This is a genomic window from Pseudomonas sp. N-1-13, from assembly GCF_057787095.1.
Map to the genome: position 1 here is coordinate 191,957 of NZ_JBYNRI010000001.1, position 20,289 is coordinate 212,245.

Genomic DNA, 20,289 nt, shown 5'->3' on the forward strand with positions numbered 1-20,289 from the left:
GATCCTCAGGCGCTACCCAAGGCTGCTTTTTTTCGTCAAGACGCCAGGCTTTTGCGAAACCGGCCCAGGGCGATTGCGAAGAACAACAGCCCGATCGCCGCCAGTGCCAGCAGGTCTGGCCATACCACGCTAACGCCTGCATCACGGAACAGGATCGCCGCGCTGAGGCTGACGAAATGGGTCGAAGGCGAACCTTGCATCACCCATTGCAACCATTGCGGCATGCTGTCCAGCGGCGTGCTGCCGCCCGACAACAGCAGCATCGGAATGATGACCGGGATCGACAGTAAGCCGAACTGGGGCGTCGAACGGGCAAGGGTGGCGAGAAAAATACCCAGGGCGGTGCTGGCGAACAGGTAGAGCGCAGTCACCAGCAGGAAGAGCAGCATGGAGCCGGCGAGCGGAACGCCCAGTGCGAACTTGACGATGATTTCCAGCGACGCCCAGGTACATAGCACCACCACCAGCATGTTGCTCCAGATTTTCGCCAGCATGATTTCCAAGGCCGTGAGCGGCAGCACCAGCAAGTGATCGAGGGTGCCGTGCTCGCGCTCGCGCAACAGCGCCGTGCCCGTCAGGATGATGGCCAGGATCGTGATGTTGTTGACGATCTGGATCACTGCGAGGAACCAGCCACCTTCCAGATTGGTATTGAACAGCGAACGAGTGGTCAATCTCACGGGCGTTTGTTCGCTCGCTTGTGCCTGGCCGGCATAGGTCGTCAGTTCCTGTTGGAAAATCCGCCCGATGTAGCCGGCGCCCATGAACGCCTGGCTCATGGCCGTGGCATCGACGTTGAGTTGCAGCGTCGGTTCGCGTCCTGCGAGCAGGTCGGCCTGGAAATTGGCGGGCACGTTAATGACGAAGGTGTAGCGGCCATTGTCCATGACCTTGTCCAGTTCGGCGTAGGGCAGTGCCACCGGGCTCTGGAACTCCGGCGGTTGCAGGACCAGGGCCAATTGGCGCGAGAGATGGCTCTGGTCTTCGTCCACTATTGCGACACTGGCGTTGTGCACGCCGATCACCGAACCGGCGGCCGGCATGTAGATCGCCACGGTGAAGGCGTAGCCCAGGAACAGCAGCAGAACGGAGTCGTAGCGCAGGCTGGTCAGTTCCTTGAGCCCAAGACGCCAGATATGTGAAAGCGTATGCATCAGGCCTCCTGCTTCTTCAGCATGATCAGGCTGAGCCCGGTGAAACCCAGGAAAAACCCGAACAACGCCAGGCATTGTGGCCATAGCTGGCGCAGATCAAGGGCCTTGGTGAAGGTGCCGACGGCGATGTCGAGGAAGTGCCCGGCGGGAAACAGCTGGCCCATCACCGAGGCTGCACCGTCCAGGGATGAGCGCGGCACGATCAGCCCTGAGAACTGGATGGTCGGGAGGCTGGTGATGATCATGGTGCCGAGGATCGCGGCGATCTGGGTGCGGGTGAATGCCGAGATCAACAGCCCCATGCTGGTGGTCGCCAGCACATAGAGCAGGCCGCCCAACGCCAGCGTCAGGGCGCTGCCCTTGAATGGCACGCCAAACAGCCAGCGGTTCATCGCGGTCAGCAGGGCCAGGTTGATCAGGCTTACCGCCAAGTAGGGCACTTGTTTGCCCAGCAGGAACTCCAGGCGGGTCAGCGGCGTAGCGTAGAAGTTGGTGATCGAGCCCAGTTCCTTTTCCCGCACGATGCCCAGCGCCGTCAACATGGCCGGAATGAATGCGAGGATCAGCGCCATGACCCCTGGGCCGATGGCGTTGACGCTGACCACGTCCTGGTTATAACGAAAGCGTGTCTCCAGCTTCGCGCTGGGTTGCCGGGTGGGCGCGCGACTGCTGGATTCAGCCAGTTGCTCAAGGTTGCCCTGGTGCACCGCCTGGACGTAGTTGCGACTGGTCTCGGCCCGAAACGGTATGCCGCCATCCAACCAGGCGCCCACTGTCGGTTGGCGGCCGGCGTAGAGGTCTCGACCGAAACCGGGGGGGATTTCCAGGGCCAGCTTGATCTCCGAGCGCTGCAAGCGTCGGTGTAGCTCCTTTGTATCGCGGATGATCGGTCGTTCTTCGAAGTAGCGTGAGCTGCGGAACGCCTCCAGATAGGCACGGCTTTGCGGGCTCTGATCCTGGTCATACACGGCGAAGGCCAGTTTCTCCACGTCGAGGGAAATACCGAAGCCGAAGACCACCATCATGAACAATGCCCCCAGCAGGGCGAATGCCATCCGCACTTTGTCGCGCAGCAACTCCTTGCCCTCCCGACTGGCGACGGCCCACAGGCGACCGAGGCTCAGGCCGCGCCGGTCGCGGGGCGCGCCGGCGTTCTCAAGGGTCACGGGGGCTGCGTCTTGCTGCGTTTCGCCTTGGGCGTTTTCCAGGCAGGTGACGAACGCGGCTTCCAGCGTCTGACCGCTGAACTGCGCTTGCAAGGCCGCTGGCGTGTCGCAGGCCAGGACCTTGCCGGCGTGCATCAGCGAAATGCGATCGCAGCGCTGGGCCTCGTTCATGAAGTGCGTGGAAAGAAAAATCGTCACACCTTGCTCGCGAGACAACTCGATCAACAGTCGCCAGAAATCATCCCGCGCGGCCGGATCGACGCCTGAGGTCGGCTCGTCGAGGATCAGTACTTCCGGGCGATGCAAAACCGCCACCGCCAGGGACAGGCGCTGCCGCAGGCCCAGTGGTAGCGCCCCGGACGTTTGGTCCGCCAGTTCCTGGAGATTGAAGCGCTGGATAAGTTCATCGATGCGCTGGCGGCTGTCTGTAGTGGGCAGATCGAACAGCTTGGCGTGCAGCTCCAGGTTTTGGCGCACGCTCAGTTCGCCGTAGAGCGAAAAGCTCTGGGACATGAAACCCACCCGCTTGCGGGTGGCGAGGTCCTTGGCGTTGACCGGGTTACCCAGCAGCCGGGCACTGCCTTCGCTGGCGGGGATCAGTCCGGTCAGCACCTTCATGGTGGTGGTCTTGCCGCAACCGTTGGAACCCAGGAAGCCAAAGATTTCACCGCGACCAATCGCGAAGCTGACGTTATCGACGGCGGTGAAATCGCCGAAGCGCAAGGTGAGATCGTGGGCTTGGATGGCAATGTCGGTAGTGTTGGCGGTCCTGGGGGGGATCACCAGCGGTTCGGCGTCATGGCCGCTGCCGCCCTGGAAGTGGGTGAAGGCCGAATCGAGCTTGCCGTCCGGGGTGACCTTGGCCAGCTCCGCACTCAAGCCCTTGGCGATCAAGCGACCGTTGTCGAGCATCAGGCAGTGCTCGAATTGCTCGGCCTCTTCCATGTATGCCGTGGCGACCAGCAGGGTCAGTTGCGGCCTTTGCCGACGCACGCTTTCTATCAGTTCCCAGAAACGTCGCCGGGACAGCGGGTCCACGCCCGTGGTGGGTTCGTCGAGAATCAGCAGGTCCGGTTCATGGATCAGCGCACAACACAGGCCGAGCTTTTGTTTCATGCCGCCGGACAGTTTGCCTGCCGGACGGTCGGCAAAACGCTGCAGATCGGTGGCCAGCAGCAAGGTCCCCATGCGTTGTTCGCATTCTGCTCGCGATAGCCCGAACAATGTGCCGAAGAACCGAATGTTCTCGCCTATCGACAGGTCCGGGTAAAGGTTGCCCCCCAACCCTTGGGGCATGAAGGCAATGCGTCGGTAGAGAGTCTTGCGATGGCGTCGATCGTCAATCGAGGCGCCGAGCACATCCAGTTGGCCATGCTGGAGCTTCTTCACCCCGGCAATCAGCCCCAGCAGGCTCGATTTGCCGGCACCGTCCGGGCCGATCAGGCCACAGCGAGTGCCGGCGGGCAGGCTGAAGGCGATTTCGCTCAGCGCCACATGCTGGCCGTAGCGATGTTCGAGACCCGAGGCGTGCAATGCCTCGCCGGCGGTGGCGCTCATCGCAAGTTGGCCGGCCAGTCAATGGGCGCCGTGCGCACGTAACCGGCCCCGGGCATACCCGGTTTTGCCTGGGGCACTTCGCCGGGACGGGTCAGGTGCACTTTGACGCGGAACACCAGTTTCTGGCGCTCATCACGGGTTTCGACTTCCTTGGGGGTGAACTGGGATTTGGCCGCGACGAAGCTGACTTTGGCCGGTAGCGGCCGCTCGGGCAAGGCGTCGAGCAACAGTCGCGCTTCATCGCCCACCGCCAGTTTCCCGGCCACCGACGCCGGCAGGTAGAGGTTCATGTACTGGTCGCTCGGATCGATCATCAGCAATACTCGACCGCCGGCGCCGAGCACTTCACCTGGCTCGGCCAGGCGCAACTGGATCACGCCGTCGAGGGGGGCCCGCAAGGTGCTGTCATCTATTTCGCTGGTGAGCTGGGCCACCTGGGCCAGGGTCGCGCCGATGGCCGCATTCGCCGCCGATACCTGGGCCCGGGCGGCGTTGACCGCCGCGTTGGCGGTGTCGACGCGGGCTTGTTGCTGGTCGAGGATCTGGCCGCTGGCGTAACCGCGCTTGAACAGTTCCTGGGTCCGCTTGAGTTCTTGATGGGCGAGCAATTGTTCGCTCTGGCGCAGTTGCACGTTGGCTTCGGTGGCGGCGAGGTTCTGCCGGGCCCGGGTGACTTCGGCTTCGGCCTGGTTGCGCTGGGCCTCCAGGGTGCGGGTGTCCATGCGCGCCAGCACTTGGCCCTTGATGACGTTGTCGCCTTCGTCGACCTGAACGTCGGCCAGGCGCCCGGGTGTCTTGCTGGCGATCTGGACTTCGGTGGCCTCAAGGCGGCCATTGCCCATGCTCAAGCCTTCCGGCAGGCGATCCTGGCGTGACTTCCAATAGCCAAATCCACCGGCGGCCAGCAACAGAGCCATCAAGGCGAAGGCAAAAAAGCGAGAGGTACGATGGTTCGTCGACATGTCCGGCATCCTGCGGCTGTAGCATCGAAGTCTGCAGGATCAGCGACCGACCCCGCTTGATGTCCATCAACTCATCGGCGATCAGCGCAGCGCAATCACCGCTGCCCATTGTTCGGCCGTGACGGGCATCACCGACAGCCGTGAGCCTTTCTGCACCAGCGGCATTTCAGCCAGGGCGGTCTGTTGCTTGAGGTAGTCGAGCTTCAGCACGCGGGGGAATGTTTCGACGTGGGCCACGTCGATCGCGGTCCAGGGGTTTTTATCCGGCCCGGCCTTGGGGTCGAAGTAATGGCTGTCGGGTTCCAGCGCTGTTGGGTCAGGGTAGGCCGCGCGGACGATTCGGCCGATCCCGGCAATGCCTGGCTCCGGGCAACTGGAGTGGTAGAAAAAGAACGCATCGCCCACCGCCATGGCCCGCAGGAAGTTGCGCGCCTGGTAGTTGCGCACCCCGTCCCATCGCGCCTGGCCGAGCTTCTGCAGATCCTGGATGGACAATTCGTCGGGCTCGGATTTCATCAGCCAATAGGCCATGATTTCTACTCCTGGGCGGTAATGATAAAAAAAGTTCAGCGATCTTATGACAAACCGACAGTCGGTTGACGCCAGCATTTGCGTGTTGCTGAAGGTTGCCGCAAAATGCCGGCCTTCCAAGCTTTACGCTGCTGCACGGCCAATAAGAAAACCGCTGCTGTCATCGTGTGTGATATGCCTTGAGGGGGGCAATCGATGAAACGCAAACCGGATTTGTTGTGGATCTTGGTCATTCTGTTCGGCCTGGGGGTCGTTACCACGGGATACGCCCAGAGTCTGTGGGCCAGCAAGACCGATACACCGATGGAAATCACCCAGCCCGCGCCTTCGCTCAAACGCTGAGCCGGTCTAGCGGACGCCGCTGTTTCCCTGCGGCGTCTACCCCGCGATATACCAATGCCGGTCGCTGACCGTTCCCTGCAGCGGCACGTCCCAGCTCGCCTGCGCCAACCGTTCGACTTTCTGACATTCATGGGCCAGTCCCAGCAGTGTCGGCTTGCGCCATTGCTTGCGTCGCGCCAGATACGCCAGGCTGCGGTCATAAAAGCCACCGCCCATGCCCAGCCGACCTCCCGCATCGTCAAACCCCACCAGCGGCAATAGCACCAGGTCCAGAGTCCAGACCTTGCGTTGCCGGGCGATGTTCATCCGCGGCTCCAGAATACGAAAACGATTGGGCCGCAGCTTTTCGCCGGGGCGGATGCGCTGGAACACCATCTTGGTCTGCGGCCATGGGCTCAGTACCGGCAGATAAGTGGCCTTGCCCCGGCGCTGAGCGGCGCGCAGCAACAGGCGCGGGTCGATCTCGCCATCGTTGGGCAGGTACAGGGCGATGTGTCTTGCCCGGCGAAACAGCGGGTGCTGGGCCAGTTGCCTGTAGAGCCCGCGAGCGGCTTCACGCTGCTGGGCAGGTGTCAGGGCGCGACGGGCCTGGCGTAGCAGGCGGCGGAGTTGCGGGCGCGGCAGCAGCGCGGGTTCGGTCATATCGATAATTCACGCAATCGGTGGCGACAGCACAGCGTAACCGCAAAACAGCGCGCTCAGAAATGCCTGCGCCAGACACAACAATGCCAGTCTTGATGACTGGCATTGTGAGAATCAGGCTCCCCGGATGAACCGCTGTCGGCTTAGCCCTTGAACCCGAAAGTTCAAGGTGGAAGTTGCAGGGGGCGTTAAGGCTTTCCGTCAAGCGGACATGCACACCGGCCCCAACGTGCAACTCCCGTGGTTGTGCGTATCGGCTCAGGGACATCACCAACTGGCAAGCACCCCAGGGAGTGACGCAAGTATACCCCAGGCAGCCTCGCGAATCAGCCCTTGCTGACGTCCGGGTCGGTGGCCAGTACCAGATCCACCCGATCGAGCAGGTCGCGCACCTGTTCACGGGTCGAGCCGCTGACTTGCACGTCCGGCGTATCCTGGCGGTGCAACAGCTCGTGGGTGATGTTCAAGGCAGCCATTACAGCAATGCGGTCGGCGCCGATGACTTTGCCGCTGCTGCGGATCTCGCGCATCTTGCCGTCCAGGTAACGGGCGGCGCTTACCAGGTTGCTGCGCTCTTCCTGGGGACAGATGATCGAATATTCTTTATCGAGGATCTGCACGGTTACGCTATTGCTTGAACTCATGAGTCTTGCTCCAGGGCCTTGAGGCGCGAAATCATCGATTCGACCTTACGCCGGGCGATTTCGTTTTTTTCAATGAGGTGCGCGCGTTCCTCGCGCCAGGTCTTTTCCTGAGCTAATAGGAGTCCGTTTTGGCTCTTAAGTTGCTCGACCCGCTCAATTAGCAATTCGAGTCTGGCCATCAGCGCTTGCAGGTCGGTGTCTTCCATTGTGTCCACTGAAGATTGTGTCTGATGGGGATAGGGTCGCACAGCCTCTGATAGTCTTGGCGAGTCTGTCGATGTAGGATACAAGGCCTCCATTCTAGACATAGCGCCGTCTGGCGCCTAGCTGCCCATGCCCATTCAGAATTCCCCGTATCAAGCGTTTGCCACCCTGCTGAGCACCAGCGGTCATCCTGTCTCGCCTGCTGAACTGCATGGCCTGTTGCTTGGGCGCAGTTGCGCCGGCGCCGGCTTCGATGCCGACGGCTGGCTGGCTGACGCCGCCGAGTTGCTGGAAGGCGAGCCGGCGGACAACGTGCGCAATGCGCTCATCGGCCTGCAGGAAATGGTCAAGGGTGAGTTGACCAGCGATGACATGACCGTCGTCCTGCTGCTGCCTACCGATGACGCTCCGCTGGCCGAACGCGCCGCAGCGCTGGGCCAGTGGTGCCAGGGCTTCCTCGCCGGCTTCGGCCTGACCCGCCGCGAATATGCGTTGAGTGACGAGGCCAAGGAAGTATTGCAAGACCTGGCGGCGATCTCTCAGGTCCAGGACGCCCTGGAAGAATCCGATGACGGTGAAAGCGACTACATGGAAGTGATGGAGTACCTGCGGGTCGCGCCATTGCTGCTGTTCACCGAAACCAAGAAAACCGCTGAACCGGCCGCCAAGCCGTCCTTGCACTGATTGCTTGAAAGGGAACACCGTCTGCCCATGATTCATATCCCGAAATCGGAATACAGCCGTCGCCGCAAGGCCCTGATGGCGCAGATGGAACCCAACAGCATCGCAATCCTGCCCGCCGCCGCCGTTGCCATCCGCAACCGCGACGTCGAGCACGTTTACCGCCAGGACAGCGACTTTCAATACCTCAGCGGCTTCCCCGAGCCGCAAGCGGTGATCGTGCTGATGCCCGGCCGGGCCCATGGCGAATACATCCTGTTCTGCCGCGAACGCAACGCCGAGCGGGAGTTGTGGGATGGCCTGCGAGCCGGCCAGGAAGGGGCGATGCGTGACTATGGCGCCGACGATGCATTTCCCATCACCGACATCGACGACATCCTGCCGGGCCTGATCGAGGGCCGTGATCGGGTGTATTCGGCCATGGGCAGCAACCCGGAATTCGACCGGCACCTGATGGAGTGGATCAACGTGATTCGCTCCAAGGCCCATCTCGGCGCCCAGCCGCCGAACGAATTCGTTGCCCTGGATCATCTGCTGCACGACATGCGCCTGTATAAATCGGCGGCAGAGGTGAAGGTGATGCGCGAAGCGGCGCGGATTTCCGCCCAGGCGCACATCCGGGCCATGCAGGCCGCGCGCACGGGGTTGTACGAATACAGCCTGGAGGCCGAGCTGGATTATGAGTTCCGCAAGGGCGGGGCGAAAATGCCGGCCTACGGGTCGATCGTCGCGGCGGGTCGCAACAGCTGCATCCTGCATTACCAGCAGAACGACGCACTGCTCAAGGACGGCGACCTGGTATTGATCGACGCCGGTTGTGAAATCGACTGCTACGCCAGTGATATCACCCGTACCTGGCCAGTCAGCGGCAAGTTTTCGCCCGAGCAGAAGGCGATCTACGAAGTGGTGCTGGCCGCCCAGGAAGCGGCGTTCGCCGAAATTGCGCCGGACAAACACTGGAACCAGGCCCACGAAGCAACAGTGCGAGTCATTACCGAAGGGCTGGTGCGCCTGGGCCTGCTGGAGGGCGAGGTGGACGAGTTGATCGCCAGCGAAGCCCACAGGGCCTTCTACATGCACCGCGCCGGCCACTGGCTGGGCATGGACGTGCACGACGTCGGCGAGTACCGGGTCGGCGGCGAATGGCGGGTACTGGAAGTCGGTATGACGTTGACCGTGGAGCCGGGCATCTACATCGCCCCGAACAACCGCAACGTAGCGAAAAAATGGCGCGGCATTGGCGTGCGCATCGAGGATGACGTGGTAGTGACCAAAACCGGTTGTGAAATCCTGAGTCACGGCGTACCCAAGACGGTCGCCGAAATCGAGGCCCTGATGGCCGCCGCCCGGGCTGATGCGGCATGAGCCGGGTCAATCTGGCGATCGTCGGCGGTGGCCTGGTAGGCGCGAGCCTGGCCCTGGCCCTGCAAGCCGGCGCCAAGGCCCGGGGTTGGAAGATCATGCTGATCGAACCCTTCGCCCCCGGCGATGCCTGGCAGCCGAGCTACGATGCCCGTTCCTCGGCCTTGTCGTTCGGGTCCCGGCAGATTTATCAACGCCTGGGTATCTGGCAGGAAGTTTCTCGTCGCGCCGAGCCGATCAAGCAGATCCACGTGTCTGATCGCGGGCGATTTTCCACGGCGCGGTTGTCGGCCATGGAAGAAGGGGTGCCGGCCCTGGGGTATGTGGTGGAAAACGCCTGGCTCGGCCAGTGCCTGTGGCAAGGGTTGGACACCGAGGTGGTCAGTTGGCACTGTCCGGCACAAGTTACCCGGATGGAGCCCATGGTCGGCGGCTATCGCCTGACGCTCGATGACGAAACCACCTTGGAATGCGACCTTGCCGTGCTGGCTGACGGTGGTCGTTCCAGCCTGCGCGAACAGCTGGGTATTGGCGTGCGCAATCGACCTTATGGCCAGAGCGCGCTGATTGCCAACATCACACCCGGCGAAGCCCACAACGGCATGGCCTTCGAGCGCTTCACCGACGACGGCCCGATGGCCTTGCTGCCGCTGCCGGAAAACCGTTGCGCGTTGGTCTGGACCCGCCAGGGCATGGATGCGCAACGTCTGGCGGCCCTGGATGAGCGCAGCTTTCTCAGCGAATTGCAGGGCGTGTTCGGTTATCGCCTGGGCACCCTGAAACAAGTTGGCGCTCGGCATCTTTATCCGTTGGCGCTGGTGGAAGCCGAAGAGCAGGTCCGCCCGCATCTGGCGATCCTGGGCAACGCGGCCCACAGTCTGCATCCGATTGCCGGCCAGGGGTTCAATCTGTCCCTGCGCGATGCCCAGGCCCTGGCCGACGCCTTGCTCGACAGCGACAGCGCGCCGGGGGATTTCGCCGTGCTGCAAGCCTATCGCGAGCGTCAGCGGATGGATCAGACGCTGACCGTCGGGTTTTCCGACCAGGTTACGCGGCTGTTCAGCAGCAACCTGCCGCTGGTGTCCCTGGGCCGCAACCTTGGCCTGCTGGGGCTCGACCTGCTGCCTCCGGCCAAGCGCTGGTTCGCCCGCCAGGCCATGGGGTTGGGGACGCGTCCCGATGCGTGAGGCTTGGTTCGATCATTTTTCTCATGGGCGACTCATGTCGCCAGCACAACAGGCTTAAAGCATGGAATTGCGTGCAGATCTGCTGATTGTCGGCGCCGGAATGGTCGGCAGCGCCCTGGCGCTGGCGTTGCAGGGTAGTGGCCTGCAAGTGCTGTTGCTCGACGGCAGCCCGATGAGCGTCAAACCCTTCGATCCCCAGGCTGCCTTCGAACCTCGGGTCAGTGCCTTGTCGGCGGCGAGCCAACGGATCCTTGATCGTCTTGGGGTCTGGGACGGCATTATCGCCCGGCGCGCCAGTCCATATACCAACATGCACGTCTGGGATGGCAGCGGCACCGGGCAGATCCATTTCTCGGCGGCCAGCCTGCATGCCGAGGTCCTGGGGCACATCGTCGAAAACCGCGTCGTGCAGGATGCCCTGCTGGACCGCCTGCATGACTGTGATCTGGGGCTGCTGGCCAACGCGCGGCTTGAGCAGATGCGCCGCTCCGGCGATGACTGGTTGCTGACCCTGGCCGATGGCCGCACCCTGCGGGCACCGCTGGTGATCGCCGCCGACGGTGCGAACTCCGCCGTGCGTCGCTTGACGGGGGTTGCGACCCGGGAATGGGATTACCTGCACCACGCCATCGTAACCAGTGTGCGCAGCGCCCGGCCTCATCGGATGACCGCATGGCAGCGCTTTACCGATAACGGTCCCTTGGCATTCCTGCCACTGGAGCGCGACGGCCTGCACGACTGGTGCTCGATCGTCTGGTCCACCACCCCTGGCGAGGCTCAGCGGTTGATGGCGCTTGAGGAAGCGGATTTCTGCAACGAGCTGGAGCGGGCCTTCGAGGGGCAACTGGGGACGGTGCTGAGCGCCGATTCGCGCTTGTGCGTACCGCTGCGCCAGCGCCATGCCAAGCGCTACGTGGCCGAAGGGCTGGCGCTGATCGGCGATGCGGCCCACACCATCCATCCGCTGGCCGGACAGGGGGTGAACCTGGGTTTCCTGGATGCCGCCGTCCTGGCCGAAGTGCTGTTGCAGGCGGCCGGGCGCGGTGAACGGCTGGCGGACGTGAAGGTACTGAGCCGCTACGAACGCCGACGCATGCCCCATAACCTGGCGCTGATGGCCGCGATGGAAGGGTTTGAGCGGCTGTTCCAGGCCGATCCGTTGCCGGTGCGTTGGCTGCGTAATACCGGGCTGAAACTGGTGGACGGTCTGCCCGAGGCCAAGGCGTTGTTCGTACGTGAGGCGTTGGGGTTGACCGGGGATTTGCCGGATTTGGCCAAGGTCTGAGAGATGGGTTGGGGCTTATGGCCCTATCGCGGGCAAGCCTTGCTCCCACAAGCTCTTGCTTCCACAGGGGCAATGTGGGACGAGCTTTTGTGGGAGCACGGCTTGCCCGCGATGGCGGACGCAAAACCACAGCACCTCTCATAGCTGCAACATTTTGAAACGTGTCTGGACACTGTTCGATTGAGAAGGCAAATGTGAGTCCTTATCATTCGCGCACTTATAACAATCGAGAGACCGCTCCCATGTTGGCACCCAAGCGTCTGCTGTCCGTCCTCGCCTTGACCCTGATCGGCGCTACCGCCGCCCAGGCTGCCGATGAGGTAGTGGTCTACTCCTCGCGTATCGATGAGCTGATCAAGCCGGTTTTCGATGCCTACACCAAAAAGACGGGCGTCTCGGTGAAGTTCATCACCGACAAGGAAGCGCCATTGATGCAGCGGATCAAGGCCGAGGGTGAAAACGCCACCGCCGACCTGCTGTTGACCGTCGATGCCGGCAACCTCTGGCAGGCCGAGCAGATGGGGATTCTCCAACCGTTCACTTCCAAGGTGATCGACGCCAACATCCCGGCCCAATACCGCGCGTCTTCCCACGCCTGGACCGGCCTGAGCCTGCGGGCGCGGACCATTGTCTACTCCACCGACCGGGTCAAACCGAGCGAACTGACCACCTATGAAGCCCTGGCGGGTAAAGAGTGGGAAGGCCGCCTGTGCCTGCGCACTTCGAAGAAGGTCTACAACCAGTCCCTGACCGCCACCCTGATCGAAACCCACGGCGCGGAAAAAACCGAAGAAATCATCAAGGGCTGGGTCAAGAACCTGTCCACCGATGTGTTCTCCGATGACACGGCACTGCTTGAAGCCATCAATGCCGGGCAGTGCGACGTCGGTATCGTCAACACTTACTACTTCGGTCGCCTGCACCAGCAGAAGCCGGACCTGAAGGTCAAGCTGTTCTGGCCGAACCAGGCCGACCGTGGCGTGCACATCAATCTCTCGGGCATCGGCCTGACCAAGTACGCACCGCACCCGGAAGCCGCGAAGAAACTGGTGGAGTGGATGACCACGCCCGAAGCCCAGAACATCTTTGCCGACGTGAACCAGGAGTTCCCGGCCAATCCGAACGTGGAGCCTTCCAAGGAAGTCGCCGCCTGGGGCAAGTTCAAGGCTGACACCCTGCCGGTTGAAGTGGCGGGTAAACGCCAGGCCGAAGCTATCCGCTTGATGGATCGCGCTGGCTGGAACTAAAAAAGCACTCAAGATCGCAGCCTGCGACAGCTTCTACAGGGGATCGCGTTCCAATGTAGAAGGTGGCGCAGGCTGCGATCTTTTTTTTGCGGTTTAATAGGCGTTTGCTGACTGCCCCGAGATTCCCCCTTGACCCACCCCGTCCAACGCCGCTGGTACCCTCTGGTTTTTGCTATCGCCGCGCTGGTGCTGTTGCCCTTGAGCGTCCTGCTGCTGTCCTGGCAAAACATCGATCAGCAAATCTGGTCCCACCTGTGGGATACCCAGATGCCACGCTTGTTGGGCAACACCCTGACGCTGATTGTCGGTGTGGGTGTCGGTGTAACGTTGCTGGGCGTCAGCCTTGCCTGGCTCACCAGCCTGTGTGAGTTCCCTGGGCGACGCTGGCTCGACTGGGCGTTAATGTTGCCGTTTGCGATTCCGGCCTACGTGCTGGCGTTTGTCTTCGTGGGCCTGCTGGACTTTGCCGGTCCGGTGCAGACATTGATGCGCGAATGGTTCGGCAGCAACCTGCGCCTGCCCCGGGTACGCTCCACCGGCGGAGTGATCCTGGTGCTGGTCCTGGTCTTTTACCCTTACGTTTATTTGCTGGCGCGAAGTGCGTTCCTGGCCCAAGGCAAGGGATTGATGGAAGCGGCCCGGGTGCTCGGGCAGTCGCCGTGGCAGGCGTTCTGGCGAGTGGCGTTGCCGGTGGCCCGACCGGCCATTGGTGCCGGCGTGGCGCTGGCGTTGATGGAAACCCTGGCGGATTTCGGCGCGGTGTCGGTGTTCAACTTCGACACCTTCACCACGGCCATCTACAAAACCTGGTACGGCTTCTTCAGCCTCTCCAGCGCCGCGCAACTGGCCAGCCTGTTGCTGCTGGCGGTGATGCTGGTGCTTTACGGCGAACGCCGCGCCCGAGGCGCCCAGCGGGCGAGCAACGAGCGACCCCGGGTCAAGGCGCTTTATCACTTGCGCGGTCTCAAGGCGGTGGCGGCCAGCGGCTGGTGCGCCCTGGTGTTTGCCTGCGCATTTGTTATTCCGATGCTGCAACTGCTTGTGTGGTTCTGGCAGCGTGGCCGGTTCGATCTGGATGAGCGTTATGCCGGGCTGATCGTCCATACCCTCTATCTGGGTGGGCTGGCGGCACTGGTCACCGTTTGCGTCGCCTTGCTGTTGGCCTTCGCTCGGCGTCTGGCGCCGACCCGTCCCATTCGCGCCGGTGTTGGCCTGGCGAACCTGGGCTACGCCTTGCCCGGTTCGGTGCTGGCGGTATCGATCATGCTTGCCTTCAGCTATCTGGACCGCGAACTGGTCATCCCCCTGTCAACGCTACTTGGCGGTGCCGGCAAACCGTTGCTGTTGGGCAGCCTGTCGGCCCTGCTGCTGGCCTATCTGGTGCGCTTTTTGGCCGTGGCCTACGGTCCACTGGAAAGCAGCCTCGCGCGAATCCGTCCTTCTTTGCCTGAGGCAGCACGCAGCCTTGGGGTCAGTGGGCCGCGACTGTTTTTCAAAGTGTATCTGCCGTTGCTGTTGCCGGGCACCTTGAGTGCGGCGTTGCTGGTGTTCGTCGATGTGCTCAAGGAAATGCCGGCGACCCTGCTGATGCGCCCGTTCGGCTGGGACACGCTGGCGGTACGGATCTTTGAAATGACCAGTGAAGGGGAGTGGGCCCGGGCCGCGTTACCGGCGCTGACCCTGGTGCTGGTGGGGTTGTTGCCGGTCATCGGATTGATACGACGCTCGGCCCATCGAAACAGCTAGGTGTCAGTCCTACATCATGCGGCTACAATGCGCGGCATTCGGTGCGGTCCGTCTGTCGGACCGGGCAACTGATAGCGTCTGAAAACGTTTTTTGCGTTCACGCTGTGCAGTGCTCGTCCGCACCTTCGCCAATCCCGGAAGGAGACACCCATGGGACAGCGTACGCCTCTGTATGACCTTCATCTCGCCCTCGGCGCGAAGATGGTCGATTTTGGCGGTTGGGATATGCCTTTGCATTACGGCTCGCAGGTTGAGGAGCACCATCAGGTGCGTCGCGACTGCGGTGTGTTCGATGTATCCCACATGACCGTTATCGATGTCGCCGGTCCCCAGGCCAAGGTCTGGTTGCAGCGCTTGCTGGCCAACGATGTCGATCGCTTGCAGGACACGGGACGTGCCTTGTACAGCACCATGCTTAACGAGCGCGGCGGCATCGTCGACGACATGATCATTTATCGGGTCGAGCACGGCTATCGGCTGGTCTTCAACGCCTCGACCCGCGATCAGGACCTGGCCTGGATGCAGGCACAGCTTGGTGAATACGATGTGCACCTGCTTGAACGCCCCGAACTGGCAATGCTGGCGATCCAGGGCCCCCAGGCCCGGCACAAGATTGCCGAACTGGTTTCGCAATCGCGCGGCCAACTGATCCAGCAACTCAAGCCTTTCGAAGGCCGTGCCGACGGTGACTGGTTCATCGCCCGTACCGGCTACACTGGCGAAGATGGCCTGGAAATCGTCCTGCCTGCCCACGAAGCCCCGAGTTTTTTCAATGATCTGGTGGGCGCTGGCATTTCTCCCATCGGCCTTGGCGCTCGCGATACCTTGCGCCTGGAAGCTGGCATGAACCTGTATGGCCAGGACATCCACCAGGACGTTTCTCCGCTGGCCTCGAACATGGCCTGGAGCATCGCCTGGGAACCGGCGAGCCGTCAGTTCATCGGGCGCAGTGCTCTGGAAGCCGAGCTGGCCGGCGGTGTACAGCAAAAACTGGTGGGCCTGGTGCTGGAAGAACGCGGCGTTCTGCGCGCTCATCAGGTGGTCCGCATCGCCGATGTTGGCGAAGGGGAGATCACCAGTGGTAGTTTTTCTCCTACGCTTAGCAAGTCAATTGCCTTGGCACGCGTTCCGATGGCCACCGCCGATCGTGCCGAGGTGGAAATTCGTGGTAAGTGGTACCCGGTACGAGTGGTCAAGCCGACCTTCGTCCGCCATGGCAAAACCCTGATCTAACCTTTTGCGGCGGGCCGCTGGCCGCTGACACTTCTCTTGAGGACACAGAGTATGAGTTTTATCCCTACCGATTTGCATTTTGCCGAAAGCCACGAGTGGGCGCGCCTGGAAGCTGACGGTACCGTCACCGTGGGCATCAGCGATCATGCGCAGGAAGCTCTGGGTGATGTGGTGTTTGTCGAACTGACCGAGGTCGGTAAGGTTTATTCCGCGGGTGACCAGGCCGGTGTGGTGGAGTCGGTAAAAGCCGCTTCCGACATCTACTCGCCGATCAGTGGCGAAGTGATCGCAATCAACGAAGACGTGGGCGGTTCACCGGAACTGCTGAACTCCGATCCCTACGGTGCATGGATCTTCAAGCTCAAGCCAAGCGACAAGGCCGAGCTGGACAAGCTGCTTGATGCAGCAGGCTACAAGGCCGCTATCGGCGAATAAGCAACAAACCTGTGGGAGCGAGCCTGCTCGCGATAGCTGTGGGTCAGTCAATATGGCTGCCACTGATCCACCGCTATCGCGAGCAGGCTCGCTCCCACAGGTTTAAGTGCCTTGGAGAGAATTGCCAGGCAAAAAAATGCCGCTCAATCGAGCGGCATTTTCCATCGGTCTGGAATCAGTCCTGGGCGACGGCGTTTTTCGCCAGGATCGCGTTGGCCAGTTCCATGTCGGTGGCCTGCAAGCCCGGGTTTTCGGCACGGACTTTCTGCATTGCAGCTTCCAGGTATGGACCACGGATACCGCCGTCGCTGGCAACGAAGCTGCCGGCGTCGTCCTGAGCGGCGACGATCAGCTTGTTATCCTTGAAAGTCAGGTAGGTGGAACCGGTGGTTGCACCGGACGAGATGACGTTACGCCAAAACGTGTCGGCCATTGCCGAGCCGACAGGAAGAGCAAGCAAGGCCAAGGTCGCGACAGCAAGTTTGAGACGCATGATAGGTGACTCCACTGGGTTAACTATGACTTTGGATAACCAACCCCTCGATTGAGTTCCATGACGTCTCAGTCAGCCCGTTCTACCAGCAGCACCGCGCCTTCCTGTGCCACCACCCTGACCCGCGTGCCCACGGGCGACTCGGGCCCCTTCGCCAGCCAGACACTGTCCGCCACCTTGATCTTGCCGCGTCCATCGATAATCGCTTCATGAATCTGAAAGACCTTGCCGATCAGTTCCTGCCCGCGCAGGTTCAGGAGCGGTTGATCGCTTTGGCGTACTGCGCTGCGCTGGCGTCGCCACCAGTACAGTGCTGTCGCGATGGCGAAAAGGCCGAACAACAGGAACTGCATTTCCCACGGCATCTGCGGCAGGATGAACGTGAGCACGCCGACCGCGGCGGCGGCTATGCCGATCCACAGCAGGTAGCCGCCGGCGCCAAACACTTCGAGGATCAGCAGGATGACGCCCAGCGCCAGCCAGTCCCAGTACGATAGTTGTTGCAGGAACACCCACATATTGGCGCCTCAGGCTTTCTTGCTGTCGAAGGTGGCCTTGACGATCTCACCGATGCCGCCAACCGCTCCGATGACCTGACTGGCTTCCAGAGGCATCAGGATCACTTTGCTGTTGTTGGCCGACGCCAGGCGGCCCAGCGCATCAATGTATTTTTGCGCGACGAAGTAGTTCACGGCCTGGACGTTGCCGTCTGCGATTGCCTGGGATACCACCTGGGTGGCCAGCGCTTCGGCTTGCGCTTGACGCTCGCGGGCCTCGGACTCCAGGAACGCGGCCTGGCGGCTGCCCTCTGCCTCGAGGATCTGCGCCTGCTTCTTGCCCTCGGCGGTGAGAATCGCCGACGCTCGCAAGCCCTCGGCTTCCAGGATTTGGGCACGCTTGATGCGTTCGGCTTTCATCTGCCCTGACATGGCGGCCATCAGGTCGGCCGGTGGGCTGATGTCCTTGATCTCGATCCGGGTGATCTTGATGCCCCACGGTGCTGTAGCTTCATCGACAGTGCGCAGCAGTTTTTCATTGATGCCATCACGCTGGCTCAGCATCGCGTCCAGCTCCATGGACCCCAACACGGTGCGGATATTGGTTTGCAGCAGATTGCGGATCGCGTGCTCGAGGTTGTTGACCTCGTACGCAGCCTGGGCGGTATTGACCACTTGGAAGAAGCACACTGCGTCGATCTGTACCGTGGCGTTGTCGGCGGTAATGACTTCCTGAGGTGGGATGTCCAGTACGCTTTCCATGACATTGATCTTGCGGCCGATGCGATCCATCACTGGGATGATGATGTTCAAGCCGGGCTTGAGGGTGTTGGTGTAGCGGCCGAACCGTTCGACAGTCCATTGGTAGCCCTGGGGCACGACCTTGAAGCCCATGAATAGAATGGCGACCACGAGGCCGATAAAAAGTAAAAGTACGCTACCGATCTGCATGACTGTTCCCTGTTCTGATTGAAAATGACTTGCGCGCCCTGAGTGTAGGGCAAACGGCCATTGTCATCACTCAGTGGGAGCAAAGCTTGCTCGCGATGCAGGCGCCTTGCTTCCCTGGGAGACCGCGTCATTTTCATCGCGGGCAAGCCTTGCTCCCACAGCCTCTCCCCACAGCTACTTCTGCTCGCTCTGCGGGGTCACGCGCAGGACTTCCTCAACGGTCGTCAGCCCGGCGGCGACTTTTTGTGCGCCCGATAACCGCAAGCTGCGCATCCCTTCCTTGAATGCCTGGCGACGCACCGCCAGCAGGTCGGTGTCGGGGTGAATCAAGCCTTTGACGCTGTCGGTCAATTGCATGATTTCGTAGACCCCGGCGCGGCCGCGATAGCCGGTGTCACGGCATTCCAGGCAGCCGACGGCCTGTTGGGCATTGGCCGGCAACGGGGCCTGCCAGGGGCGTGTCAGGGTCTGCCAATCGTCTTCATCCAGGGTCAGAGGGGCCTTGCAGTGCGGGCACAGCGTGCGTACCAGGCGCTGGGCCATGACGCCGAGCACCGTGGCCTTGATCAGGTAATGGGGCACGCCTAGCTCCAGCAAGCGACTGATGGCGCTCGGTGCATCGTTGGTGTGCAGGGTCGAGAGGACGAGGTGTCCGGTGAGCGCCGCCTGGATCGCCATTTCAGCGGTTTCCAGATCGCGGATCTCGCCGATCATGATGATGTCCGGGTCTTGCCGCATCAACGCCCGGACCCCGGCGGCGAAGGTCAGGTCGATGTTGTGCTGCACCTGCATCTGGTTGAAGGACGCCTCGACCATTTCAATCGGGTCCTCGATGGTGCAAAGGTTTACCTCTGGTGTCGCCAGCTTCTTGAGGGTGGTGTAGAGGGTGGTGGTCTTGCCCGAACCGGTGGGGCCGGTCACCAGGATGATGCCGTTGGGCTGACGGGTCATGTCTTGCCAGCGGCGCAGGTCATCGGCGGAGAAGCCGAGTTGGTCGAAGTCCTTGAGCAGTACTTCGGGATCGAAGATCCGCATGACCATTTTTTCGCCAAACGCCGTGGGCAGCGTCGACAGGCGCAATTCCACTTCGCCACCGTCCGGAGTCTTGGTCTTGACCCGACCGTCCTGGGGCTTGCGCTTTTCCGCGACATTCATCCGCCCCAGGCTCTTGAGGCGACTGATGATCGCCATCGTCACCTGCGGTGGGAACTGATAGACGGTGTGCAGCACCCCGTCGATGCGAAAGCGCACCGTGCCCTGCTCGCGACGCGGTTCGATGTGGATATCGCTGGCACGTTGCTGGAAGGCGTATTGGAACAGCCAGTCGACAATGTTGACGATATGGGCGTCGTTGGCGTCCGGCTCCTGATCGCTGGCGCCCAGGTTGAGCAGTTGTTCGAAGTTGCTCAGATTGCTCGGTTGCTGATCGACCGTAGTGGCACCGCTGACCGATTTGGCCAGGCGATAGAACTCCACGCTCAGGCGCTGGATATCCACCGGGTTGGCAACGACCCTCTGAATTGGCAGCTTGAGTACATGGGTCAGGTCCGCTTCCCAACTGCTGACGTAAGGCTGGGCGCTGGCCACCGTGACTGCGTCGCGGTCTACAGCCACCGCGAGAATCTTGTGGCGCTGGGCAAAGGCGTAGGACATCAGCGGCGTGACGGCCGCCACGTTGATTTTCAGCGGGTCGATGCGCAGGTAGGGCTGGCCGGCCTGCTGCGACAGCCAGAGGGTCAGGCTTTCCAGGTCCAGGCGCTTGCCGGGGCGGCTGAGATCGTCCAGATGCTGGTTGGCGATGAACTCCAGTGGGTGCAGCTGGGCGCTGACGCTATGGCGCCGGCGCGCATTGAGTGCGGTTTCGGCGCAGTCCTGGCTGATGAAGCCCTGGGCGACCAATTGGCGCAGCAGATCATTGAGGTCCAGCCAGCGGTCCTGAGTGGCGTGTTTGGTGGACATGCGGGTTCCTA

At 61.9% G+C, this 20,289-nt stretch carries 20 protein-coding genes and 1 other RNA gene; 9 read left to right on the forward strand and 12 right to left on the reverse strand.

Annotation, left to right across the window (positions count from 1 at the left end):
• Positions 1–35 precede the first annotated feature (35 nt).
• The 4 genes from AC3I65_RS00880 to AC3I65_RS00895 all read right to left on the reverse strand — a co-directional run bounded on the left by AC3I65_RS00880 (position 36) and on the right by AC3I65_RS00895 (position 5,370).
• Entirely contained in the window at positions 36–1,154 is a 1,119-nt protein-coding gene (locus tag AC3I65_RS00880; protein ID WP_047226089.1) for an ABC transporter permease, read from the reverse strand.
• Positions 1,154–3,877, reverse strand: coding sequence for a ribosome-associated ATPase/putative transporter RbbA (gene rbbA / locus AC3I65_RS00885; RefSeq protein ID WP_488523402.1), 2,724 nt, complete (start codon positions 3,875–3,877; stop codon positions 1,154–1,156). Before rbbA ends, AC3I65_RS00880 begins: the two co-directional genes overlap by 1 nt.
• Positions 3,874–4,839 carry an HlyD family secretion protein gene (locus AC3I65_RS00890; protein WP_173407491.1) on the reverse strand — a complete coding sequence of 322 codons (966 nt, stop codon included), beginning with the start codon at positions 4,837–4,839 and terminating at the stop codon, positions 3,874–3,876. Before AC3I65_RS00890 ends, rbbA begins: the two co-directional genes overlap by 4 nt.
• A gap of 81 nt (positions 4,840–4,920) precedes the next feature.
• Positions 4,921–5,370 carry an EVE domain-containing protein gene (locus AC3I65_RS00895; protein WP_488523403.1) on the reverse strand — a complete coding sequence of 150 codons (450 nt, stop codon included), beginning with the start codon at positions 5,368–5,370 and terminating at the stop codon, positions 4,921–4,923.
• Between the two features lie 195 nt (positions 5,371–5,565).
• Between AC3I65_RS00895 and AC3I65_RS00900 the strand changes: the two genes are divergently transcribed.
• The gene (locus tag AC3I65_RS00900) at positions 5,566–5,712 is read left to right on the forward strand and encodes a hypothetical protein (protein WP_092395219.1); all 147 of its coding nucleotides are present in this window, start codon (positions 5,566–5,568) and stop codon (positions 5,710–5,712) included.
• A 36-nt stretch (positions 5,713–5,748) separates the two neighbouring features.
• On the opposite strand, the gene AC3I65_RS00905 is transcribed toward AC3I65_RS00900, so the two are convergent.
• The 4 genes from AC3I65_RS00905 to AC3I65_RS00920 form a co-directional block, all read right to left on the reverse strand.
• The gene (locus tag AC3I65_RS00905; RefSeq protein ID WP_047226085.1) at positions 5,749–6,354 is read right to left on the reverse strand and encodes a 5-formyltetrahydrofolate cyclo-ligase; all 606 of its coding nucleotides are present in this window, start codon (positions 6,352–6,354) and stop codon (positions 5,749–5,751) included.
• A 116-nt stretch (positions 6,355–6,470) separates the two neighbouring features.
• Positions 6,471–6,650: non-coding RNA, 6S RNA (ssrS, locus tag AC3I65_RS00910), on the reverse strand.
• Positions 6,651–6,680: 30 nt separating this feature from the next.
• Positions 6,681–6,998, reverse strand: coding sequence for a cell division protein ZapA (locus AC3I65_RS00915; protein ID WP_047226084.1), 318 nt, complete (start codon positions 6,996–6,998; stop codon positions 6,681–6,683).
• Entirely contained in the window at positions 6,995–7,204 is a 210-nt protein-coding gene (locus AC3I65_RS00920; RefSeq protein ID WP_030138125.1) for a TIGR02449 family protein, read from the reverse strand. Before AC3I65_RS00920 ends, AC3I65_RS00915 begins: the two co-directional genes overlap by 4 nt.
• 127 nt (positions 7,205–7,331) lie before the next feature.
• On the opposite strand from AC3I65_RS00920, the gene AC3I65_RS00925 reads away from it, so the two are divergent.
• The 8 genes from AC3I65_RS00925 to gcvH all read left to right on the forward strand — a co-directional run bounded on the left by AC3I65_RS00925 (position 7,332) and on the right by gcvH (position 16,378).
• Complete coding sequence (locus AC3I65_RS00925; protein WP_047226083.1) at positions 7,332–7,886, forward strand: YecA/YgfB family protein; 555 nt, start codon at positions 7,332–7,334, stop codon at positions 7,884–7,886.
• Positions 7,887–7,913: 27 nt separating this feature from the next.
• Complete coding sequence (pepP, locus tag AC3I65_RS00930; protein WP_047226082.1) at positions 7,914–9,248, forward strand: Xaa-Pro aminopeptidase; 1,335 nt, start codon at positions 7,914–7,916, stop codon at positions 9,246–9,248.
• Positions 9,245–10,432, forward strand: a complete 1,188-nt coding sequence (ubiH, locus tag AC3I65_RS00935) for a 2-octaprenyl-6-methoxyphenyl hydroxylase (RefSeq protein ID WP_160893860.1) — start codon at positions 9,245–9,247, stop codon at positions 10,430–10,432. The genes pepP and ubiH overlap by 4 nt, the downstream gene beginning before the upstream one ends.
• Positions 10,433–10,499: 67 nt before the next feature.
• Entirely contained in the window at positions 10,500–11,717 is a 1,218-nt protein-coding gene (locus tag AC3I65_RS00940; RefSeq protein ID WP_171061307.1) for a 2-octaprenyl-3-methyl-6-methoxy-1,4-benzoquinol hydroxylase, read from the forward strand.
• A 242-nt stretch (positions 11,718–11,959) separates the two neighbouring features.
• Positions 11,960–12,964 (forward strand): extracellular solute-binding protein, encoded by a 1,005-nt coding sequence (locus AC3I65_RS00945; protein ID WP_076383055.1) that lies wholly within the window; start codon positions 11,960–11,962, stop codon positions 12,962–12,964.
• Between the two features lie 129 nt (positions 12,965–13,093).
• Positions 13,094–14,710, forward strand: coding sequence for an ABC transporter permease (locus tag AC3I65_RS00950; protein ID WP_047226078.1), 1,617 nt, complete (start codon positions 13,094–13,096; stop codon positions 14,708–14,710).
• Positions 14,711–14,860: 150 nt separating this feature from the next.
• Positions 14,861–15,943, forward strand: coding sequence for a glycine cleavage system aminomethyltransferase GcvT (gcvT, locus tag AC3I65_RS00955; protein WP_047226077.1), 1,083 nt, complete (start codon positions 14,861–14,863; stop codon positions 15,941–15,943).
• A 51-nt stretch (positions 15,944–15,994) separates the two neighbouring features.
• On the forward strand, positions 15,995–16,378 hold the full coding sequence (gcvH, locus tag AC3I65_RS00960; protein WP_047226076.1) for a glycine cleavage system protein GcvH: 384 nt from the start codon (positions 15,995–15,997) through the stop codon (positions 16,376–16,378).
• Between the two features lie 175 nt (positions 16,379–16,553).
• Here the strand turns inward: gcvH and AC3I65_RS00965 are convergent, their stop codons facing one another.
• The 4 genes from AC3I65_RS00965 to tfpB all read right to left on the reverse strand — a co-directional run bounded on the left by AC3I65_RS00965 (position 16,554) and on the right by tfpB (position 20,278).
• The gene (locus tag AC3I65_RS00965; RefSeq protein WP_339490513.1) at positions 16,554–16,874 is read right to left on the reverse strand and encodes a DUF2388 domain-containing protein; all 321 of its coding nucleotides are present in this window, start codon (positions 16,872–16,874) and stop codon (positions 16,554–16,556) included.
• Positions 16,875–16,939: 65 nt separating this feature from the next.
• Positions 16,940–17,389, reverse strand: a complete 450-nt coding sequence (locus tag AC3I65_RS00970; protein ID WP_047226074.1) for an NfeD family protein — start codon at positions 17,387–17,389, stop codon at positions 16,940–16,942.
• 9 nt (positions 17,390–17,398) lie between these two features.
• Positions 17,399–18,319, reverse strand: coding sequence for an SPFH domain-containing protein (locus AC3I65_RS00975; protein WP_047226073.1), 921 nt, complete (start codon positions 18,317–18,319; stop codon positions 17,399–17,401).
• Positions 18,320–18,493: 174 nt separating this feature from the next.
• Positions 18,494–20,278, reverse strand: a complete 1,785-nt coding sequence (gene tfpB, locus AC3I65_RS00980) for a type IV pilus assembly ATPase TfpB (RefSeq protein ID WP_274091170.1) — start codon at positions 20,276–20,278, stop codon at positions 18,494–18,496.
• Positions 20,279–20,289: the final 11 nt, after the last annotated feature.